Genomic DNA, 19,448 nt, shown 5'->3' with positions numbered 1-19,448 from the left:
GGGCAGGACCGTGCCTGCCCCGGGTTGATTTCAATCTATGCAGGTGGAAGCTCGCTATCATGCTTATCGATCAGAAAATACCTCTGGGCCAGTACATCGCGTCGTTCGTCGAATGGCTGACCCAGAACGGCGCGAATTACTTCGACGCCATCGCGCAAGGCCTGGAGTTCATGATCCATGGCGTCACCAGCGCCCTGACTTTCTTCAACCCGTTCGTACTTATCGCCCTGTTCGCCGCCCTGGCGCACTTCATCCAGCGCAAGTGGGCCCTGACCGCATTTGTCGCCCTGTCGTTCCTGCTGATCCTCAACCTGGGATACTGGCAGGAAACCATGGAAACCCTGGCGCAGGTCACCTTCGCCACGGTGGTATGTGTGGTGATCGGCGTGCCACTGGGCATCCTCGCCGCGCACAAGCCGATGTTCTATACCGCCATGCGCCCGGTGCTCGACCTGATGCAGACGGTGCCCACCTTCGTCTACCTGATCCCTACCCTGACCCTGTTCGGCCTGGGCGTGGTGCCGGGGCTGATTTCCACCGTGGTGTTCGCCATCGCCGCGCCCATTCGCCTGACCTACCTGGGCATCTGCGACGTGCCACAAGAGTTGATGGACGCCGGCAAGGCCTTTGGCTGCTCGCGTCGTCAACTGCTTACCCGTATCGAACTGCCGCACGCGATGCCAAGCATCGCCGCCGGTGTCACTCAATGCATCATGCTGTCGCTGTCGATGGTGGTCATTGCCGCCCTGGTTGGCGCTGACGGCCTGGGCAAACCTGTGGTCAACGCACTGAACACCGCCGATATCTCCCTGGGCTTCGAAGCGGGCCTGGCGATCGTGCTGCTGGCAATCATGCTCGACCGTATCTGCAAGCAACCGGAACTGCCGGTAAGGGGTGAGGCATGAGCATCATTCGTTTCGAAGACGTCGACGTCATCTTCTCCAACAAGCCGCGCGAGGCACTGGCGCTGCTGGACCAAGGCCAGACCCGCGAGCAGATCCTCAAGCAGACCGGCCTGGTGGTGGGTGTCGAAAAGGCCAACCTCGATATCAACAAAGGCGAGATCTGCGTACTGATGGGCTTGTCTGGCTCGGGCAAGTCGAGCCTGCTGCGCTGCATCAACGGCCTCAACACCGTCAGCCGTGGCAAGTTGTTCGTCGAGCACGAAGGCAAGCACATCGACATTGCCAACTGCTCCGCGGCCGAGCTGAAGATGATGCGCACCAAGCGCATTGCCATGGTGTTCCAGAAGTTTGCCCTGATGCCTTGGCTGACGGTGCGCGAGAACATCAGCTTTGGCCTGGAAATGCAGGGTCGCCCGGAAAAGGAACGGCGCAAGCTGGTCGACGAGAAGCTTGAGCTGGTGGGCCTGACCCAGTGGCGCAACAAGAAGCCGGATGAGCTGTCTGGCGGCATGCAGCAGCGCGTGGGCCTGGCCCGGGCGCTGGCGATGGATGCCGACATCTTGCTGATGGACGAACCGTTCTCGGCACTGGATCCACTGATCCGCCAGGGCCTGCAAGATGAGCTGCTTGGCCTGCAGGCCAAGTTGAGCAAAACCATCGTGTTCGTCAGCCACGACCTGGACGAGGCGCTGAAACTGGGTACCCGCATTGCGATCATGAAAGACGGTCGGATCATCCAGTACAGCAAGCCGGAGGAGATCGTGCTGAACCCGGCCGACGAATACGTGCGCACTTTCGTCGCCCATACCAACCCGCTGAACGTGCTGTGCGGGCGCAGCCTGATGCGCAGCCTGGACAATTGCAAACGGGTCAATGGCTCGGTGTGCCTGGACCCAGGTATCGATTCGTGGCTGGACCTTGGCGAAGGCGGCGCGCTCAAGCGTGCACGCCAGGGCCAGAACGGGCTGGACATGCAGAGATGGGCACCGGGGCAAGATGTGGAGCTGCTGGAGCGCAGGCCGACCGTGGTGCATGCTGACATCGGCATGCGTGAGGCACTGCAGATTCGTTATCAAACCGGCAACAAGCTGGTGCTGCAGGATAACGACAGGGTGGTGGGGATACTCGGGGATACCGAGCTTTACCACGCGCTGCTCGGCAAGAACCACGGTTGAGGCAATTAGGGCCGCTTCGCGGCCCTTTCGCGACTCAAGGCCGCTCCCACACGTACTGCATCAGCCTCAGGCTCAGCGCTGTACGGGTGGGAACGGCCTTGTGTCGCGAACGGAGGGCAAAGCCCTCCCGGCCATCTGTCAGCGAACGACGATCCCGCGCGAAGCCATGTAAGCCTTGGCTTCAGGCACTGTGTACTCGCCAAAGTGGAAGATGCTGGCCGCCAGCACCGCGCTGGCATGCCCTTCCAGAATGCCGTCAGCCAAGTGCTGCAGGTTACCCACACCCCCCGAGGCAATCACCGGAATCCCCAGCGCATCACTGATAGCGCGGGTAACGCCCAGGTCGAAGCCGTTCTTCATGCCGTCCTGGTCCATGCTGGTCAGCAGGATCTCGCCAGCGCCCAGGCCTTCCATCTTCTTCGCCCACTCGACTGCATCCAGCCCCGTCGGTTTGCGCCCGCCGTGAGTGAAAATCTCCCAGCGCGGCGCTTCACCTGGCCCGGACACTTTCTTGGCATCGATGGCGACAACGATGCACTGCGAACCGAAACGGTCCGCCGCCTCGCCAACAAACTCTGGGTTGAACACCGCGGCGGTGTTGATCGAGACCTTGTCGGCACCGGCGTTGAGCAGGTTGCGGATGTCCTGCACGGTCCGCACGCCACCCCCTACCGTCAGCGGGATGAACACCTGGCTGGCCATGCGCTCGACGGTATGCAAAGTGGTGTCGCGGCCATCGACGCTGGCGGTGATGTCGAGAAAGGTGATTTCGTCAGCACCTTGCTCGTCGTAGCGACGGGCGATTTCCACCGGGTCGCCGGCATCACGGATGTTCTCGAACTTGACGCCCTTGACCACCCGGCCGTTGTCCACGTCCAGGCAAGGGATAATGCGCTTGGCCAGTGCCATGGTTCAGTCCTCAGCCTTGGTAGTTGTCACAGAAGGCCTGGGCCTCAGCAACATCCAGGGTGCCTTCGTAGATGGCACGGCCGGTGATGGCGCCGATGATGCCCGGGGCCTTGGCGTCCAGCAGCGCCTTGATGTCGCCCAGGTTGTGAATGCCGCCCGAGGCGATCACCGGGATACGGGTGGCTTCAGCCAGTGCCTTGGTGAAGGGCACGTTGCAGCCCTGCATCATGCCGTCCTTTGCGATGTCGGTGTAGACGATCGCCGAGACGCCATCGGCCTCGAAACGCTTGGCCAGGTCGATGACCTGCACCGAGCTCACTTCGGCCCAACCGTCGGTGGCGACGAAACCGTCCTTGGCGTCCAGGCCGACGATGACCTTGCCCGGGAAGGCTTTGCACGCTTCAGCGACGAACTCGGGCTGCTTGACGGCCTTGGTGCCGATGATCACGTAGCTGACGCCAGCCTTGACGTAGTGTTCGATGGTTTCCAGCGAACGGATACCGCCGCCGATCTGGATCGGCAGGTTCGGGTAGCGCTTGGCGATGGCGGTAACCACTTCACCATTGACCGGCTGGCCTTCGAAGGCGCCGTTGAGGTCGACCAGGTGCAGGCGGCGGCAGCCACCCTCGACCCACTTGGCGGCCATGCTCACCGGGTCGTCGGAAAATACCGTAGAGTCTTCCATGCGGCCCTGGCGCAGGCGCACGCAAGCACCGTCCTTCAGATCGATAGCGGGGATAATCAGCATCTTGGGAACCTGTCTATTTGTTGGGTTTCAGGGCTTCTCGAGTGCCCACAGGTCGCTTTCGATGCTCTCGAACCGCTCCTTGAGGTGCAGCTGAACATCGGCAATCGCCCTGTTGTAGTAATGGGGTGCAATCTCTTTGCTGAACAGCTCGAGGACCTCGGCCACCTCGAACGACCCCAACTGCAGCTCGAAGCGGTCTTCGAGAAAACGCTTCAAGGTGTCGAGCGCTTCGCGCTCCTGCTCGGGGGCCAGGGTGATGGTCGGGGCCTTGGTCTTCGACCTGCTCATTTACCAGCGCCCGTCCCAGGCGATGAAGTTCTGCAGCAGCTGCAGGCCATGGGTATGGCTCTTCTCCGGGTGGAACTGCACGGCAAAACGCGAACCGTCGGCCAGCGCTGCGGCGAAGTCGACGCCATAGTGACCGCGTCCCACCACTTGGCCCGGCTTGCCGGCATTGATGTAGTAGCTGTGCACGAAGTAGAAACGTGCGCGGTCAGGGATGTCGTGCCACAGCGGGTGGTCGATGGTCTGGCTGACTTCGTTCCAGCCCATGTGCGGCACCTTCAGGTGCTCGCCCTCTTCTTGCAGGTCTTTGCCGAAAAAGCGCACCTGGCCAGGGAACAGGCCAATGCAGTCGACGCCGTTGTTTTCCTCACTGTGCTCGAGCAGCGCCTGCATTCCGACGCAGATGCCGAGGAACGGGCGGTCCTGGCTGACTTCGCGCACCAGGCTGTCGAAGCCCAGGCGGCGGATTTCGGCCATGCAGTCGCGAATCGCGCCCACGCCCGGGAACACCACACGGTCGGCCTCGCGGATCACTGAGGCATCGCTGGTCACCAGCACTTTACCGGCACCTACGTGCTCAAGCGCCTTGGCCACCGAGTGCAGGTTACCCATGCCATAGTCGATTACGGCTACCGTTTGCATTTACAGGCACCCTTTGGTGGAAGGCATCTGCCCGGCCATACGCTCGTCGAGGGTGATGGCCATGCGCAGGGCACGGCCGAAAGCCTTGAATACGGTTTCGATCTGGTGGTGGGTGTTGTGGCCACGCAGGTTGTCGATGTGCAGGGTTACCAGGGCGTGGTTGACGAAGCCCTGGAAAAACTCCTGGAACAGGTCGACATCGAAGCCGCCAACGCTTGCACGGGTATACGGCACGTGCATCTGCAGGCCTGGGCGGCCAGAGAAGTCGATGACCACGCGTGACAGCGCTTCGTCCAGCGGCACGTAGGCGTGGCCGTAGCGGAAGATACCTTTCTTGTCACCGATAGCTTGGGCGAATGCCATGCCCAGGGTGATGCCGACGTCTTCGACGGTATGGTGATCGTCGATATGCGTGTCACCCTTGCACTCGATATCCAGATCGATCAGCCCATGGCGGGCGATCTGGTCCAGCATGTGTTCAAGGAAAGGCACACCGATATCGAATCGGGCCTTGCCACTGCCATCGAGGTTGATCGAGCACTTGACCTGGGTTTCCAGGGTATTGCGCTCGACGGAAGCCTTACGTTCGACCATCACCAGCTCCGCAAAATCATTGGGCGAAAAGGGTTTCATTATAGGCCCAGAACGCGCCAGCTTGAAACGCGGATGACATATGGCAAAGCCAGGTTTTACGCGGGCTGGATGCTGCTACAGGTCTATACAACCACAGCAGTCCGCTCCTGCAGCGGCGAAAGGGGCGCAACACGCGCCCCCCCCTGATCAATAGAACAGCACAGCGGTCTTTTGCAAGGTCACCCAAACACCCCAGGCCAACGGCACAACCACCACCGCCCAGGCCAGCAGCACCAGTGGCAGGCTGCCTGGCGCCGCCTTCCACTCCAGCGACCGCGCCCCATCGGCGCCCTTGTCATGGCTCAACGCGCGCTCGGCCGCCAGTTCGGCATCACTCATGAAATGTTTGTCGGCCACCGGGCGCACCAGCATGTTGCAGATAAAGCCCAGCACCAGCAGACCCGCGAGAATGTACAAGGTCATGTCATAAGCCGCCGCCCGCTCCACGCCCGCTGCCAGTTGATACTCGCGCAGGTAGGTGATCAGCACCGGCCCCAGCACCCCCGCTGCCGCCCAGGCGGTCAGCAGGCGGCCATGGATGGCACCCACCATCTGCGTGCCGAACAGGTCGGCCAGGTAGGCCGGCACCGTTGCAAAACCACCGCCATACATCGACAGAATGATGCAGAACGCTGCCACGAAAAGTGCCACGTTGCCCAGGTGCCCCATGTTCGGCACCAGGCTGTACAAGCCCACGCCCAAGGCGAAGAAGGCAAAGTAGGTGTTCTTGCGGCCGATGTAGTCGGAGAACGATGCCCAGAAGAACCGGCCGCCAATGTTGAACAGGCTCAGCAGGCCGGTAAAGCCGGCGGCGATCGCGGCAATCTGCGCCAACTGCGCAGTGCTCAGCTGGCTGAAGGTCAGTTCGTTGCCCAGTAACTTACCGGCGAACACTTCCTGCAGCAGCGGTGACGCCATGCCCAAAATGCCGATGCCCGCCGACACGTTCAGGCACAGCACCAGCCAGATCAGCGCGAACTGCGGGGTCTTCCAGGCCACACTGACGTGCACGTGGCGGTCGGTGACCATGGCGTTACTGGCATTCTTCAACGGCGCAGCCCAGCCTTCAGGCTTCCAGCCGGTCGGTGGTACGCGATACGCCAGGGCGCCAGCGGTCATGAACACAAAGTAGATCGCCGCCATGGCGACAAAGCTCTGCCATACGCCAACTTCGTGCTCATTGCCAAAATGCCCCATAAGCGCGGTGGCCAGCGGCGCCCCGACCATGGCCCCGCCGCCGAAGCCCATGATCGCCATACCGGTGGCCATGCCACGTTTGTCCGGGAACCACTTGATCAAGGTCGACACGGGTGAGATGTAGCCCAGGCCCAGGCCGATACCGCCAATCACGCCGGAGCCAAGCCACATCAGCCACAATTGATGGGTTTTCACACCTATCGCCGAAAGCAGCATGCCACCGCACCAGCACAAGGCCGACACCAGGCCAGCCTTGCGCGGGCCGGCGTGCTCCAGCCAGCCGCCCAGCACCGCCGCCGAGCAACCGAGGAAGACGAAGAACAGGGTGTAGATCCAGCTCAGCATCGAGATTGGCCAGTCGCATTCGGCGCTGAACATCCGGGCCATGAAGCCCATGTCTGCCGCACAGGCGACGGGGGCGGTGATCCCCAGGGCTTGCGACAAGGGCAGCCAGAATACCGAGAAGCCGTAGGCCATACCGATGCACAGGTGAATGGCCAAGGCAGCTGGCGGGACCAGCCAGCGGTTGAAGCCCGGGCGGGCGATTATGCGTTCCTTCGACAGGAAGCCTGGCTCACTGGCCGAGCTTCCCGTCGCGACGGTACTGGTCATGAATCTGATCCTTGTTATAGGGAGGGTGCTCGCGAAGCGGCGCAAGGGTAGCAGCATCAAGCAGCATGAAAGCAATCTGCCATCGTCCATTTTTGCCTAACTGAATCGGTCATGTCCCCGGCAAAAGCTCAGTATTAAGCTGTCGAAAGCCGTACCCTCTGATGCAGGCGTAGGAATTTTCTACATCTCTAGTCGTACAAGCAGGGGTAACCGCTACAGCGTTATACTCTGCCGCCTGAACTCACTAACGGACTAAAAGGACTCGCCCATGAAAGCGTTCGGCAAAATCCTGGGACTGGGGCTTCTCGGGTTACTGCTGATCATCGTGGCGCTGGGCTTCGCCCTGACCCACCTCTTTGATCCCAACGACTACAAAGACGAGATTCGCCAGCTGGCACGCGACAAGGCCCACGTCGAACTGACCCTCAATGGTGACATCGGCTGGAGCCTGTTCCCGTGGCTGGGTCTGGAGCTGCACGAAGCCAGCATCGCTACCTTGAACAAACCCAAGGAACCGTTCGCCGACCTGCAGATGCTTGGCCTTTCAGTCCGTGTGCTGCCGCTGCTGCGCCGCGAAGTGCAAATGAGCGACGTACGTGTCGAGGGCCTGAACCTGACCCTGGCGCGTGACGAACAGGGCCATGGCAACTGGGAGGACATCGGCAAGCCGCTACCCGCGCAGAATGGCGCAGGCACCGATGCACAGGCACAGGCACCTGCCGAGCAGGCGCCTGCGACCACCGACAGCAACGACCGCGCCATCAAGCTGGACATCGACAGCCTGACCGTGAACAACGCCCGCGTGCAGTACACCGATGCCAAGACCGGCCAAAATTACAGCGCCGAGAGCATCCAGCTGAGCACCGGCCCGGTCCATGAAGGCGCAAACATCCCGCTCAAGGCCAGCGCCTTCGTCAGCGCCAGCCAGCCGAGCATCAAAGCCCGTACCGAGCTGGCCGGCGAATTGCGCTTCGACCGCAAGCTCAAGCGCTACAACTTCGAAGACATGCGCCTGTCGGGCGAGACCTCGGGTGAGCCTACCGGCGGCAAGACCGTGACCTTCGCCGCCCAAGGACAACTGCTGGTCGACCTGGCCGCCAATGTCGCCTCGTGGAACGGCCTGAAAGTCTCGGCCAACCAACTGCGCGCCCTCGGTGAGCTGAACCTGCGTGATCTGGACAAAGCACCCCAGCTGAGCGGCGGCCTGTCCATCGCCCAGTTCAACCTGCGCGCCTTCCTTGAAAGCATTGGCCACCCGCTGCCGGCCACCAACGACCCGGCCGCCTTCGCCAAGCTGGAGCTGGTGACTCGCCTGCAGGGCACGCCCAGCAGCCTGGCCCTGGAAGACCTGGCGGTGAAGCTGGACGACAGCACCTTCAGTGGCAGCGTGGCCGTCGAAGATTTCGCCAAACAAGCCCTGCGCCTGCAACTTAAGGGCGACACCTTCGACGCCGACCGCTACCTGCCGGCCAAGAGCGAAGAAGCCAAGGGCGCCACCGCTGCGCGCCAGGCCGAGGTCAAGCAACAAGAGGCCAGCGCCGTAGCCGGTGCCGGCACCACACCACTGCCCAACGCCCCAACACACGTGGCGTGGAGCGACGACAAGCTGCTGCCGGTCGACCGTCTGCGTGCCCTCGACCTGCAGGCCGACCTGGCCTTCGGCTCGTTGACCCTGGACAAGCTGCCGATCGAGGACGCCCAGCTCAAGGCCATTGGCCAAGGCGGCCTGCTGACCCTGCAAACCTTGCGCGGAGCGCTGTACAACGGCACCTTCGAAGCCAAGGGCACGGTCGACGTTCGCCCTGCCGTGCCACAGCTGGGTGTGAACACCAATATCCAGCGGGTGCCGGTGGAACACTTCATCAAGGCCGAAGGCAAGGAACAGACGCCGCCGGTCAAGGGCCTGCTGACCCTGACCAGTGATCTGACAGCCACCGGTAACAGCCAGAAAGCACTGGTCGACACCCTGAACGGCAGCGCAAACTTCGCCATCAACGATGGCGTGCTGGTCAATGCCAACCTGGAACAGCAGCTGTGCCAGGCCATCGCCACGCTCAATCGCAAGACGCTGAGCAGCGAACCACGCGGCAAGGACACCCCGTTCCAGGAACTGCGCGGCAGCCTGGTAGTACGCAATGGCGTCGCCAGCAACCCGGACCTCAAGGCGCGCATCCCGGGCCTCACCGTCAATGGCCATGGTGACCTCGACCTGCGCGTGCTGGGCATGGACTACAACGTCGGTGTAGTCGTCGAAGGCGACCAGCGTGCCATGCCGGACCCGGCCTGCCAGGTCAACGAACGTTATGTAGGTGTTGAAGTACCCCTGCGCTGCCGTGGTCCGCTGGAACTCGGCGCAAAGGCCTGCCGCCTGGACCAGAACGGCCTGGGCAAGGTTGCCGCCAAACTGGCCGGCAACCGCCTGAAGGACAAGATCGATGAAAAGCTTGATGAAAAACTTGGAGACAAAGTGAGCCCGGAACTGAAAGACGCGCTCAAGGGGCTGTTCAAGCGATGAGCCCCGAGCAGTTCTCCAGCGCAGTGCTGGACTGGTATGACGAGCACGGCCGGCACGACCTGCCCTGGCAACAGGGCATCACGCCGTACCGGGTGTGGGTGTCGGAAATCATGTTGCAGCAGACCCAGGTCAGCACCGTACTCAACTACTTCGACCGCTTCATGCAGGCCCTGCCAACCGTGCAAGCCCTGGCCGAGGCACCGGAGGACGAAGTGCTGCACCTGTGGACGGGCCTGGGTTACTACACCCGCGCACGCAACCTGCAAAAGGCCGCCAAGGTCGTCGTCGAGCAACATGGCGGCGAATTCCCGCGCAGCGTCGAGCAGCTTACCGAGCTGCCCGGCATTGGCCGCTCCACTGCCGGCGCCATCGCCAGCATCAGCATGGGCATCCGCGCACCGATCCTCGACGGCAACGTCAAGCGCGTGCTGGCACGCTACACCGCCCAGGCTGGCTACCCCGGCGAACCCAAGGTTGCCAACCAGCTATGGGCCACTGCCGAGCGCTTTACCCCGCAACAACGCGCCAACCACTACACCCAGGCGATGATGGACATGGGCGCCACGCTGTGCACGCGCAGTAAGCCCAGTTGCCTGATCTGCCCGTTGCAGCGCGGCTGCGAAGCGCACCTGCACGGCGAAGAAACCCGCTACCCAGAGCCCAAACCGCGCAAGGCGCTGCCGCAACGGCGCACACTGATGCCACTGCTGGCCAACCACGAAGGCGCCATCCTGCTTTACCGCCGCCCCTCCAGCGGCCTGTGGGGTGGTTTATGGAGCCTCCCGGAGCTGGACGACATCGCCCAGCTCGAAGACCTGGCCTACCAGCACGGCCTGCGCCTGGCTGGCCGCCACGCCATGGACGGCCTGACCCATACCTTCAGCCACTTCCAGCTGGCGATCGAGCCTTGGCTCGTGCGCGTCGACCCGGTCGGCGAGCACGTGGTCGAGGCCGACTGGCTCTGGTATAACCTCGCCACCCCGCCGCGCCTGGGCCTCGCCGCTCCGGTGAAAAAGCTGCTTGAACGCGCGACCGACGAACTGATTGCAGGAGACGCCCGATGACCCGCACCGTGATGTGCCGCAAATACCAAGAAGAACTGCCAGGCCTGGAACGCCCGCCCTATCCCGGTGCCAAGGGCCAGGACATCTTCGAACACATCTCGCAGAAAGCCTGGGCCGACTGGCAGAAGCACCAGACCATGCTGATCAACGAGAAGCGCCTGAACATGATGAACGCCGAGGACCGCAAATTCCTCCAGGCTGAGATGGACAAGTTTTTCGCCGGCGAAGAATACGCCCAGGCCGAAGGCTACGTTCCACCGGCCGAATGACCCCAAAAAACGTAAGCGACGGAATTAATTTAAAATTTTTTCAAAAAGTCGTTGACGAGCGGTCCGGAAATCTATTTAATTCACCTCGTCGCCCAGATAGCTCAGTCGGTAGAGCAGAGGATTGAAAATCCTCGTGTCGGCGGTTCGACTCCGTCTCTGGGCACCACCTTCAAGCTTCTGGTGGTTGCAAAGTTACCCGAAGCGACAACAAGAAACCCGCCTAGTGCGGGTTTTTTGTTGCCTGTGATTTTTAACTTCAGCGGCTTCGAAGAACACCAGATTTCACAACGCAACCTGAAGGCTCACCATGCAATCGAGAAACCCGCAGCCATAAGCAGACTGCGGGCCAAACCTTACTCGTCCGACATGGAACGAAGATGATTGAATGCGTCCTCGGTCATGTGCCCCATGTAGGAGATGCTGTGCAACTGAAGGTGGCCGTGTTGCTTGCCTTTTTCGATAATGGCGGCGATGTCAGCCTTTGTAATCCTTTGCTCGTCGCAATCGGCGAAACCGGTTGGATAGTAAACCCTGCCATCGTCCGTGTAGCCGTACAGGGTGACCAGATAAAAGTGCTTCATGACTCCTCCTTTGTAGCGCAAACGTGCGCATCACTCACAGACGCCGAATTGGCGCAGTGACAGGCTGCCAGCCAGCATGGCTGGCAGCAGGAGAGAAGCTACGCAGGGCCCACGGTTCGCATAATCTGGATATGTATCCCACAGACATCTCAAGCTGCAGCGCCCAGGCGCACGGCTTGGGTTTATCGGGCAATTGCGCTTCAATACGCGCACTTTCAGACACACCCAAGGATTTCCCCATGGCCACCCCTACCAAGCAACAGAAACGCGCCAAGCGCGCCGCCAGCAAGGCCAAGCAGAACCGCATGGTACGCAGCGGCCAAGCGGTCAAGGCCAGCGCCGGCGACAGCGCCAGCGTCGAGCAGGTGTACAACAAGGCCATGGAGTCGGGCAGCTACGACGCGATGTTCAACAAGATGAAGGAAGCCCAGGAAGGCGGCCTGGTGCCAATGATCTCGGTGTTCCTGGTGGATCCGCTGCTCGCCCTGGTGCTCAAGGGGCACAAGGAAGAACACGCCACCGACTACATCGTGCTGGTGTTCAACGCCTACCGCAAATGGCTGGACGGCGCTGACGAAGAGACCACCATGGCCTGGCTGGAGAGTGATGAGTTCCAGGACGCCTATATCGCCGCTTCCGAACTCGTGGCCAAGCAACAGCAGAAGCAGTTTGGCTGACAGGGCCATGTAACCCGTTGTGGCCTCCGCGCGGCCCCTGTAGGAGCGGGTTTACCCGCGAATACGATGGCGGCTGCAACGGTGATTAGCCAAGGAAATTGGCCAGCAGCCCCGGCCCTTTCGCGGGTAAACCCGCTCCTACGGGCCTGTAGTGAACCTGCGGGCTTGCCCACGAAAGGGCCATCACAGGCAACAAAAAAAGGCCGCACCCTTCACAGGGCGCGGCCTTTTCATTTCAGCCAGCGCGGATCAGCTGTTCAGCGCCGCCCGCCCGGCAGCCTCGCGCTTGCGGTGCACCAGCAAGCCAGCCGCCACTACGCCAATACTCAGCAACGCAGTCGCAATGATCTCCGCACGGTGATCCTCACGCAGCGCCATGACCACCAGAATGGCAACGATGAAGGCAATGGTCGCCCAGGTCAGGCCCGGGAACAGCCACATCTTGAAGGTGATCTTCTCGCCGCGGGCTTCACGCTGGGCGCGCATGCGCAACTGCGACACGGCAATCACCAGGTACACCAACAGCGCGATGGCGCCAGAGCTGGCTAGCAGGAACTCGAACACCTGGGCCGGTGCCACAAAGTTGGCGAACACGCAGAGAAACGCAGCCGCGGTGGACAGCAGTACCGCCACATGCGGGGTCGCCGCCTTGGTGGTGCGCTGGGCGATGGCCGGCGCGTCGCCACGCTTGCTCAGCGAGAACAGCATGCGCGACGACGTGTACAGCGCCGAGTTCAAGCAGCTGGTCACGGCAATCAGCACGACGATGTCGACGATCAGCTTGGCATTCGGCACGCCGATACGGCTAAGCACCGTCTGGTAGGAACCGGTTTCGGCCAGAGCCGGATCGTTCCACGGCACCAGGGCCACGACCAGGAAGATCGACACCAGATAGAACAGGCAGATACGCCAGATCACCGAGTTGGTGGCGCGGCTGATCTGCTTGCCAGGGTCCTTCGACTCGGCAGCAGCGATGGTGACGATTTCGGTACCCATGAACGAGAACATGGTGGTCAGCATGGCTGCCAGCACTGCGCCCAGGCCGTTGGGCATGAAGCCTTGGGTATCGAACAGGTGGCTGGCACCGCTCACTTGGCTGCTCGGTACAAAGCCGAACAAGGCAGCACAGCCCACGGCGATGAAGCCGATGATCGCCAGCACTTTGAGCAGGGCAAACCAGAACTCGAACTCACCGTAGTTCTTCACGCTGCACAGGTTGGTAAGTGTCAGTGCCAGGGTAATGATGAGGGAGAACGCCCACAGGTCAACCGCCGGGAACCAGGCATGCAGAATGGCCGCGGCGGCGTTGGCCTCCAGCGGAATTACCAACACCCAGAACCACCAGTACAGCCAGCCAATGGTGAAACCGGCCCAGCGCCCGATGGCACGGTCGGCATACGTAGAGAACGAACCGGTGTCAGGCGAGGCGACTGCCATTTCACCCAGCATACGCATGACCAGCACGACCAGCGTACCGGCGGCAGCGTATGCCAGCAGCACGGCAGGGCCGGCAGCTGCGATGGCGTGGCCGGAGCCTACGAACAGGCCGGCACCGATGACGCCAGCAATGGACAGCATGGTCACATGCCGTTGTTTGAGCCCCTGAGCGAGGTCATTGGAATTGTTACCGCTCATTGAAACTACCTTTGTAAGGAGTGGACCACGCCGACTGCGGGTACAGAGCGCGCCAGGGGATGACCCAGGCGTCGCTGCAATCGGCGGTTTCCAACTGGCAATAAGCGCGCCACATGCCGAATACACCCGTCAGAAAATTCTGCAGGCCTTTTAGGATGCGGCTTGGAGGGCTTTCGGCCATTGCATGACCGAAAGGGCATCAAATCATCGGATTACTGAAATACCCACTTACAAATGCACCAAAGGTGCTCCTCGGTAACACCTGTGCACCACCGCAATGCCAAAAAGTGCAACCCATAGGTACAACCTTGTGACATCAACATGGCATTCGTGGGTGAACCCGTTTGCACTGGCAAAAGGTCGGGTTTACCCCTCCGATGGGTCAAAACAGCTTCCATGCGCCGGCCAAAGCTGGCACCATCGCGCCTTTTTTCATCAAGGCTCTGGTGCTGGGCGACACCTTCGCGGACATCTGCGCGACGTTACGCTGTAGCGATGCGACAAACTGCCCCACCAGCGCCCCCAGTCCCCGGCGACCCTGTTGGCCGTCATAATGCCGCTATGCTAGCTTGGCGCACGCCAGGAAGGCCGCCAACAGCTGGGAACGCACCCGAACACATGAGGACCGCACATGGCTCAGGCCACGCCCGCGCTGGAAATCCGCAATTTGCACAAACGCTACGGCGAGCAGGAAATTCTCAAGGGCATTTCGCTGACCGCTCGCGACGGTGACGTGATCTCCATCCTGGGGTCGTCCGGCTCCGGCAAGTCCACCCTGCTGCGCTGCATCAACCTGCTCGAGAACCCGCACCAGGGCGAAATCCTGGTCGCCGGCGAAGCCCTCAAGCTCAAGGCCGCCAAGAATGGCGACCTGATCGCAGCCGACAACCGCCAGATCAATCGCCTGCGCAGCGAAATCGGCTTTGTCTTCCAGAATTTCAACCTGTGGCCGCACATGTCGATCCTCGACAACATCATCGAGGCGCCACGCCGCGTGCTCGGCCAAAGCAAGGCCGAGGCCATCGAAGCCGCCGAAGCGCTGCTGAACAAGGTCGGCATCTACGACAAACGCCACAGCTACCCCGCCCAGCTTTCCGGTGGCCAGCAACAGCGCGCCGCCATTGCCCGTACCCTGGCCATGAAGCCCAAGGTCATCCTGTTCGACGAGCCTACATCGGCACTCGATCCGGAAATGGTCCAGGAAGTGCTTAACGTTATCCGCGCATTGGCCGAAGAAGGCCGTACCATGCTGCTGGTGACGCACGAGATGAGCTTTGCCCGCCATGTGTCCAGTGAAGTCGTCTTCCTGCACCAGGGCCTGGTCGAAGAGCAGGGATCGCCGCAGCAGGTCTTCGAAAACCCGACCTCGGCGCGTTGCAAGCAATTCATGTCCAGCCACCGCTAACGGAGCAATACATGCACACCTACAAGAAGTTTCTCCTGGCAGCTGCTGCCACGCTGGTGATGTCGGCAAACGCCATGGCCGCAGAAAAACTGCGCATGGGCATCGAAGCCGCCTACCCACCGTTCAACAACAAGGATGCCAGCGGTAACGTGGTTGGCTTCGACAAAGACATCGGCGACGCCCTGTGCGCAAAGATGAAAGTCGAGTGCTCGGTCGTTACCTCCGACTGGGACGGCATCATCCCGGCCCTGAACGCCAAGAAGTTCGACTTCCTGGTGTCTTCGCTGTCGATCACCGACGAACGCAAGCAGGCTGTGGACTTCACCGAGCCGTACTACTCCAACAAGCTGCAGTTCATCGCGCCGAAAAACGTCGACTTCAAGACTGACAAAGAGTCGCTGAAAGGCAAGGTCATCGGCACCCAGCGCGCCACCCTGGCCGGCACCTACCTTGAAGACAACTTCAAGGGCGTCGACGTCAAGCTGTACGACACCCAGGAAAACGCCTACCTCGACCTGGTCTCCGGTCGTATCGACGGCATCCTGGCCGACAAGTACGTGCAGTACGAGTGGCTGAAAAGCAAAGACGGCTCGAACTTCGAGTTCAAGGGCGAGCCGGTGATGGACAGCGACAAGATCGGCATTGCCGTGCGCAAAGGTGACACCAAGCTGCGCGACGACCTGAACAAAGCCCTGGCAGAAATCAAAGCCGACGGTACGTACAAGAAAATCAACGACAAGTACTTCCCGTTCAGCATCGAATGATCCGCCCTGACCGGCGCGCCCTTGCGGCGCGCCAGTCCCTAAAATGACCTGCCCATGAATATCGACCTGCACGGATTCGGTCCGGCCATGATGGCCGGCACCCTGATGACCGTAAAACTGGCGCTTTGCGCCTTGCTGCTGGGGCTGGTCCTGGGCCTGCTCGGCGCCCTGGCCAAAACCTCACCGCTCAAGCCCCTGCAATGGCTTGGCGGCTTCTACTCGACCCTGGTTCGCGGCGTGCCCGAACTGCTGTGGGTACTGCTTATCTATTTCGGCACCGTCGGGCTCATGAACAGCCTCGGCGAAGCCCTGAACATGCCGGGCCTTGAGCTAAGCGCCTTCGCCGCGGGCGTGATCGCCCTGGGCCTGTGCTTTGGCGCCTACGCCACCGAAGTGTTCCGTGGCGCTATCCTGGCGATCCCCAAAGGCCACCGCGAAGCTGGCCTGGCGCTGGGCTTGTCAAAGGGCCGCATCCTCTCGCGGATCATCCTGCCGCAGATGTGGCGCATCGCCCTGCCCGGCCTTGGCAACCTGTTCATGATCCTGATGAAGGACACCGCCCTGGTATCGGTAATCGGCCTTGAAGAAATCATGCGTCACTCGCAAATTGGCGTGACCGTGACCAAAGAGCCGTTCACCTTCTACATGGTCGCGGCCTGCATCTACCTGGGCCTGACCGTCCTTGCCATGACCGGTATGCATTTCATGGAAAAACGCGCCGCTCGCGGCTTTGCGAGGGCTGAATAATGAATTGGGAAGTCATCTTCAAATGGCTGCCACGCCTGGCCGAAGGCGCGACCCTGACCCTTGAGCTGGTGGCCATCGCCGTGGTTGCCGGGTTGATCCTGGCCATCCCGCTGGGCATCGCCCGCTCCTCGCGCCACTGGTACGTGCGCGCGGTGCCGTTCAGCTACATTTTCTTCTTCCGTGGCACACCCCTGCTGGTGCAGTTGTTCCTGGTCTATTACGGCCTGGCGCAGTTCGATGCGGTGCGCTCCAGTTCGCTGTGGCCGTACCTGCGCGATCCGTTCTGGTGCACGGTGCTGACCATGACCCTGCACACCGCTGCGTACATCGCCGAGATCCTGCGTGGCGCGCTGCAGGCGATCCCTAAAGGTGAGATTGAAGCGGCACGGGCGCTGGGCATGTCGCGTGGCAAAACGCTGTTCTACATCATGCTGCCACGCGCTGCGCGCATCGGCCTGCCGGCGTACAGCAACGAAGTGATCCTGATGCTCAAGGCCAGTGCCCTGGCCAGTACCGTGACCCTGCTGGAGCTGACCGGCATGGCTCGCACCATCATCGCCCGCACCTACCTGCCGGTGGAGATCTTCTTCGCCGCAGGCGTGTTCTACCTGGTGATCTCGTTCGTGCTGGTGCAAGGCTTCAAGCTGCTGGAGCGCTGGTTGCGCGTGGATGCCTGCCAAGGCCGCTGACATCTCCTAGCCTTCTTCGCGGGCACGCCCGCTCCTACAACAGGCCTATGCTGAACCTTCGTAGGAGCGGGTTTACCCGCGAACAGGCCCTCAACCCCAACACACATCCCCATGCCCAGCCCCCTCCACAGCCACCACCTAAGCACCCGCTTCCAGGCCCTCGACCAGTTCCTGATCGAGCACCAACAGCTGTGGAAACCCCGCCCCTTCACCACCCTGCAACTGCCTTGGGAAACCACCCACCCAGAGCTTGCCGCCCACCTGCGCCAATGTTCCCTGGCAGACGCCGAAGCCGACAGCGCCGCTGACCGCTTGCCTGCCCCATTCCCGCAACTGGCCGAACAAGCCCGACAGCTCGCCACGCTCGGCAGCCTTGCGCAAACCAATCTACCGCCGGCCGCCCACCGCCTGGACGTCGCCGTCCCCGGCCGCAAATGGCAGCAGATCGAAGCCTTCGCCAGCCACCTGGCCTTCCGCGAGCAGCCCCGGCACTGGCTGGACTGGTGTTCTGGCAAAGGCCACCTCGGCCGTCGCCTGCTGCAACCTGGGCAACACCTGACCTGCCTGGAGTACGACGCCGACCTGGTCGCTGCCGGTCAGGCCCTGAGTGCACACCACCACTTGCAAGCACAGCACGTACATCAGGATGTGATGGCCAGCGACAGCGCTCGCCACCTGGCTGACGATAAAAGCGTGGTTGCCCTGCATGCCTGTGGCGATCTGCATGTACGCCTGATGCAACTGGCCAGCCAGCAAGGTTGCCGGCAACTGGCCATAGCACCCTGCTGCTACAACCGCATCGCCGCGCAGCAGTACCAGGCGTTGTCCACAGCCGCGCAGGCGTCGAGCCTGCAGCTGTCGCTGGACGACCTGGGCCTGCCCTTGAGCGAAACCGTCACTGCCGGCGCCCGCGTGCGGCGCCAGCGCGACACCTCGATGGCCCGGCGCCTGGGCTTCGACCTGCTGCAACGCCAGCAGCGCCAGAGCGATGAATACCTGCCGACGCCTTCCCTGCCGGTGGCCTGGCTGGAGAAGCCCTTCGAGCAATACTGCCGTGACCTGGCTGAACTGAAGCAATTGCCAGTGAGCGGCAACCCGGACTGGGCAATGCTGGAAGCTGCGGGCTGGCAACGCCTGGCCGAGGTTCGGAACCTGGAGCGCGTACGCAACCTGTTCCGTCGGCCACTGGAGCTGTGGCTGGTACTCGATCGCGCTCTGTTCCTCGAAGAACAAGGCTATGACGTGCGCCTGGGCCTGTTTTGCGATTACCCACTGACCCCGCGCAACCTGCTCATTCTCGCGGAACGCGACGGTTAGCCGCAGCACAACCTGTGGATAAGTCTGTGAACAAGCTTGTGATTACCTGTTGGATCCAAGCGCTATTTCAAGCGCTTGGCTTATTCCTGCTTGCGGCTGCAGCCCAGTAAAAACAGGCGTTTGCGCAAAGACCAGCGGCGTAGCGATCCGGCATGCCTTTCGCTCAGGTCGCCGATGCCACTTGTGCATAAACATTTCTTGTGGTTAGCGCAAGCGGCTTTTGTAGGAGCGGCCTTGCGTCGCGAAAGGGCTGCAAAGCAGCCCCGGCGATTTCAGAGATTGTGCCGAAAACGGGGGCCGCTTTGCGGCCCTTTCGCGACGCAAGGCCGCTCCCACAAATGACCGCGTTAATGCCTAATGCGCCTTGCCCTTGGCAATCTCGATATCGTTCATCAGCGCCTTGGCCATGTCGCACAGGTAATCGGCTGCACCCAGGAATTTATGGTCGTCCTCCATATCCCCCTCGCGCACCAGGTGCTTGATGTAGCCCATCAGGATCGAGACATGCTCGTAGGCCGCGTCGACGGGGACGCCGGGCTCTACGCGCAGGAGATTGAGGGATGGGTTACCGGCTGCGAGGAAGGTTTCCACGCCTGCGGTTGTGATTGGCTCAGAAATATCTTTTTTCATGGCAAATCCTTATTCACGGAAGGAGACTGCCAAAAATCTTTCTCACGGA

General features: G+C 61.5%; 20 protein-coding genes and 1 tRNA gene. 12 read left to right on the top strand and 9 right to left on the bottom strand.

Translation table 11 applies throughout. From position 1 onward, the window contains the following. Positions 1-56 precede the first annotated feature (56 nt). The gene (gene choW / locus KW568_RS01370; RefSeq protein ID WP_172830946.1) at positions 57-905 is read left to right on the top strand and encodes a choline ABC transporter permease subunit; all 849 of its coding nucleotides are present in this window, start codon (positions 57-59) and stop codon (positions 903-905) included. After that, positions 902-2,080 (top strand): choline ABC transporter ATP-binding protein, encoded by a 1,179-nt coding sequence (gene choV / locus KW568_RS01365; protein WP_003255727.1) that lies wholly within the window; start codon positions 902-904, stop codon positions 2,078-2,080. Before choW ends, choV begins: the two co-directional genes overlap by 4 nt. A gap of 138 nt (positions 2,081-2,218) precedes the next feature. Here choV and hisF read toward each other — a convergent pair whose 3' ends face one another. The 6 genes from hisF to KW568_RS01335 all read right to left on the bottom strand — a co-directional run bounded on the left by hisF (position 2,219) and on the right by KW568_RS01335 (position 7,106). Continuing rightward, a complete protein-coding gene (gene hisF, locus KW568_RS01360) occupies positions 2,219-2,989 on the bottom strand; it encodes an imidazole glycerol phosphate synthase subunit HisF (RefSeq protein ID WP_003255729.1) in 771 nt (256 codons plus the stop codon). 10 nt (positions 2,990-2,999) lie between these two features. After that, the gene (gene hisA, locus KW568_RS01355; protein WP_003255731.1) at positions 3,000-3,737 is read right to left on the bottom strand and encodes a 1-(5-phosphoribosyl)-5-[(5-phosphoribosylamino)methylideneamino]imidazole-4-carboxamide isomerase; all 738 of its coding nucleotides are present in this window, start codon (positions 3,735-3,737) and stop codon (positions 3,000-3,002) included. Between the two features lie 27 nt (positions 3,738-3,764). Further along, positions 3,765-4,025, bottom strand: coding sequence for a DUF2164 domain-containing protein (locus KW568_RS01350; RefSeq protein WP_003255734.1), 261 nt, complete (start codon positions 4,023-4,025; stop codon positions 3,765-3,767). Beyond that, entirely contained in the window at positions 4,026-4,664 is a 639-nt protein-coding gene (gene hisH, locus KW568_RS01345; protein WP_003255735.1) for an imidazole glycerol phosphate synthase subunit HisH, read from the bottom strand. Next, complete coding sequence (hisB, locus tag KW568_RS01340; protein WP_003255736.1) at positions 4,665-5,258, bottom strand: imidazoleglycerol-phosphate dehydratase HisB; 594 nt, start codon at positions 5,256-5,258, stop codon at positions 4,665-4,667. 186 nt (positions 5,259-5,444) lie between these two features. Next, entirely contained in the window at positions 5,445-7,106 is a 1,662-nt protein-coding gene (locus KW568_RS01335; protein ID WP_003255739.1) for an OFA family MFS transporter, read from the bottom strand. A gap of 268 nt (positions 7,107-7,374) precedes the next feature. Here KW568_RS01335 and KW568_RS01330 point away from each other — a divergent pair, with 268 nt between their 5' ends. The 4 genes from KW568_RS01330 to KW568_RS01315 all read left to right on the top strand — a co-directional run bounded on the left by KW568_RS01330 (position 7,375) and on the right by KW568_RS01315 (position 11,120). Further along, positions 7,375-9,621: an AsmA family protein gene (locus tag KW568_RS01330; protein WP_004577039.1), complete on the top strand. Its 2,247-nt coding sequence runs from the start codon at positions 7,375-7,377 to the stop codon at positions 9,619-9,621. Continuing rightward, positions 9,618-10,685 (top strand): A/G-specific adenine glycosylase, encoded by a 1,068-nt coding sequence (gene mutY / locus KW568_RS01325; protein WP_004577040.1) that lies wholly within the window; start codon positions 9,618-9,620, stop codon positions 10,683-10,685. The genes KW568_RS01330 and mutY overlap by 4 nt, the downstream gene beginning before the upstream one ends. Continuing rightward, the gene (locus KW568_RS01320; protein WP_003255742.1) at positions 10,682-10,954 is read left to right on the top strand and encodes an oxidative damage protection protein; all 273 of its coding nucleotides are present in this window, start codon (positions 10,682-10,684) and stop codon (positions 10,952-10,954) included. Before mutY ends, KW568_RS01320 begins: the two co-directional genes overlap by 4 nt. A gap of 90 nt (positions 10,955-11,044) precedes the next feature. Then, positions 11,045-11,120: transfer RNA gene (locus KW568_RS01315), tRNA-Phe, on the top strand. Positions 11,121-11,307: 187 nt separating this feature from the next. On the opposite strand, the gene KW568_RS01310 is transcribed toward KW568_RS01315, so the two are convergent. Beyond that, positions 11,308-11,535 (bottom strand): hypothetical protein, encoded by a 228-nt coding sequence (locus KW568_RS01310; protein ID WP_003255743.1) that lies wholly within the window; start codon positions 11,533-11,535, stop codon positions 11,308-11,310. Between the two features lie 239 nt (positions 11,536-11,774). Between KW568_RS01310 and KW568_RS01305 the strand changes: the two genes are divergently transcribed. Continuing rightward, positions 11,775-12,212: a hypothetical protein gene (locus KW568_RS01305; protein WP_003255744.1), complete on the top strand. Its 438-nt coding sequence runs from the start codon at positions 11,775-11,777 to the stop codon at positions 12,210-12,212. Positions 12,213-12,461: 249 nt separating this feature from the next. Here the strand turns inward: KW568_RS01305 and gabP are convergent, their stop codons facing one another. After that, positions 12,462-13,847, bottom strand: coding sequence for a GABA permease (gene gabP, locus KW568_RS01300; RefSeq protein WP_004577129.1), 1,386 nt, complete (start codon positions 13,845-13,847; stop codon positions 12,462-12,464). A gap of 631 nt (positions 13,848-14,478) precedes the next feature. Between gabP and KW568_RS01295 the strand changes: the two genes are divergently transcribed. The 5 genes from KW568_RS01295 (at position 14,479) to KW568_RS01275 (ending at position 18,769) form a co-directional block, all read left to right on the top strand. Further along, positions 14,479-15,252 (top strand): ABC transporter ATP-binding protein, encoded by a 774-nt coding sequence (locus KW568_RS01295; protein ID WP_003255746.1) that lies wholly within the window; start codon positions 14,479-14,481, stop codon positions 15,250-15,252. Between the two features lie 11 nt (positions 15,253-15,263). Then, complete coding sequence (locus KW568_RS01290; protein ID WP_003255747.1) at positions 15,264-16,016, top strand: ABC transporter substrate-binding protein; 753 nt, start codon at positions 15,264-15,266, stop codon at positions 16,014-16,016. A gap of 54 nt (positions 16,017-16,070) precedes the next feature. Next, complete coding sequence (locus KW568_RS01285; protein ID WP_003255749.1) at positions 16,071-16,763, top strand: ABC transporter permease; 693 nt, start codon at positions 16,071-16,073, stop codon at positions 16,761-16,763. Beyond that, a complete protein-coding gene (locus KW568_RS01280) occupies positions 16,763-17,452 on the top strand; it encodes an ABC transporter permease (RefSeq protein ID WP_004577128.1) in 690 nt (229 codons plus the stop codon). The genes KW568_RS01285 and KW568_RS01280 overlap by 1 nt, the downstream gene beginning before the upstream one ends. 111 nt (positions 17,453-17,563) lie before the next feature. Beyond that, complete coding sequence (locus KW568_RS01275; RefSeq protein ID WP_004577127.1) at positions 17,564-18,769, top strand: methyltransferase; 1,206 nt, start codon at positions 17,564-17,566, stop codon at positions 18,767-18,769. Positions 18,770-19,123: 354 nt separating this feature from the next. On the opposite strand, the gene KW568_RS01270 is transcribed toward KW568_RS01275, so the two are convergent. Beyond that, entirely contained in the window at positions 19,124-19,399 is a 276-nt protein-coding gene (locus tag KW568_RS01270) for a DUF3077 domain-containing protein (RefSeq protein WP_004577126.1), read from the bottom strand. Positions 19,400-19,448 lie beyond the last annotated feature (49 nt).

This window comes from Pseudomonas sp. HD6515 (assembly GCF_024971855.1).
Taxonomy (GTDB): domain Bacteria; phylum Pseudomonadota; class Gammaproteobacteria; order Pseudomonadales; family Pseudomonadaceae; genus Aquipseudomonas; species Aquipseudomonas alloputida.
Note: the sequence above shows the minus strand (reverse complement) of the source record. Positions and strands in the feature narration are given on the sequence as shown.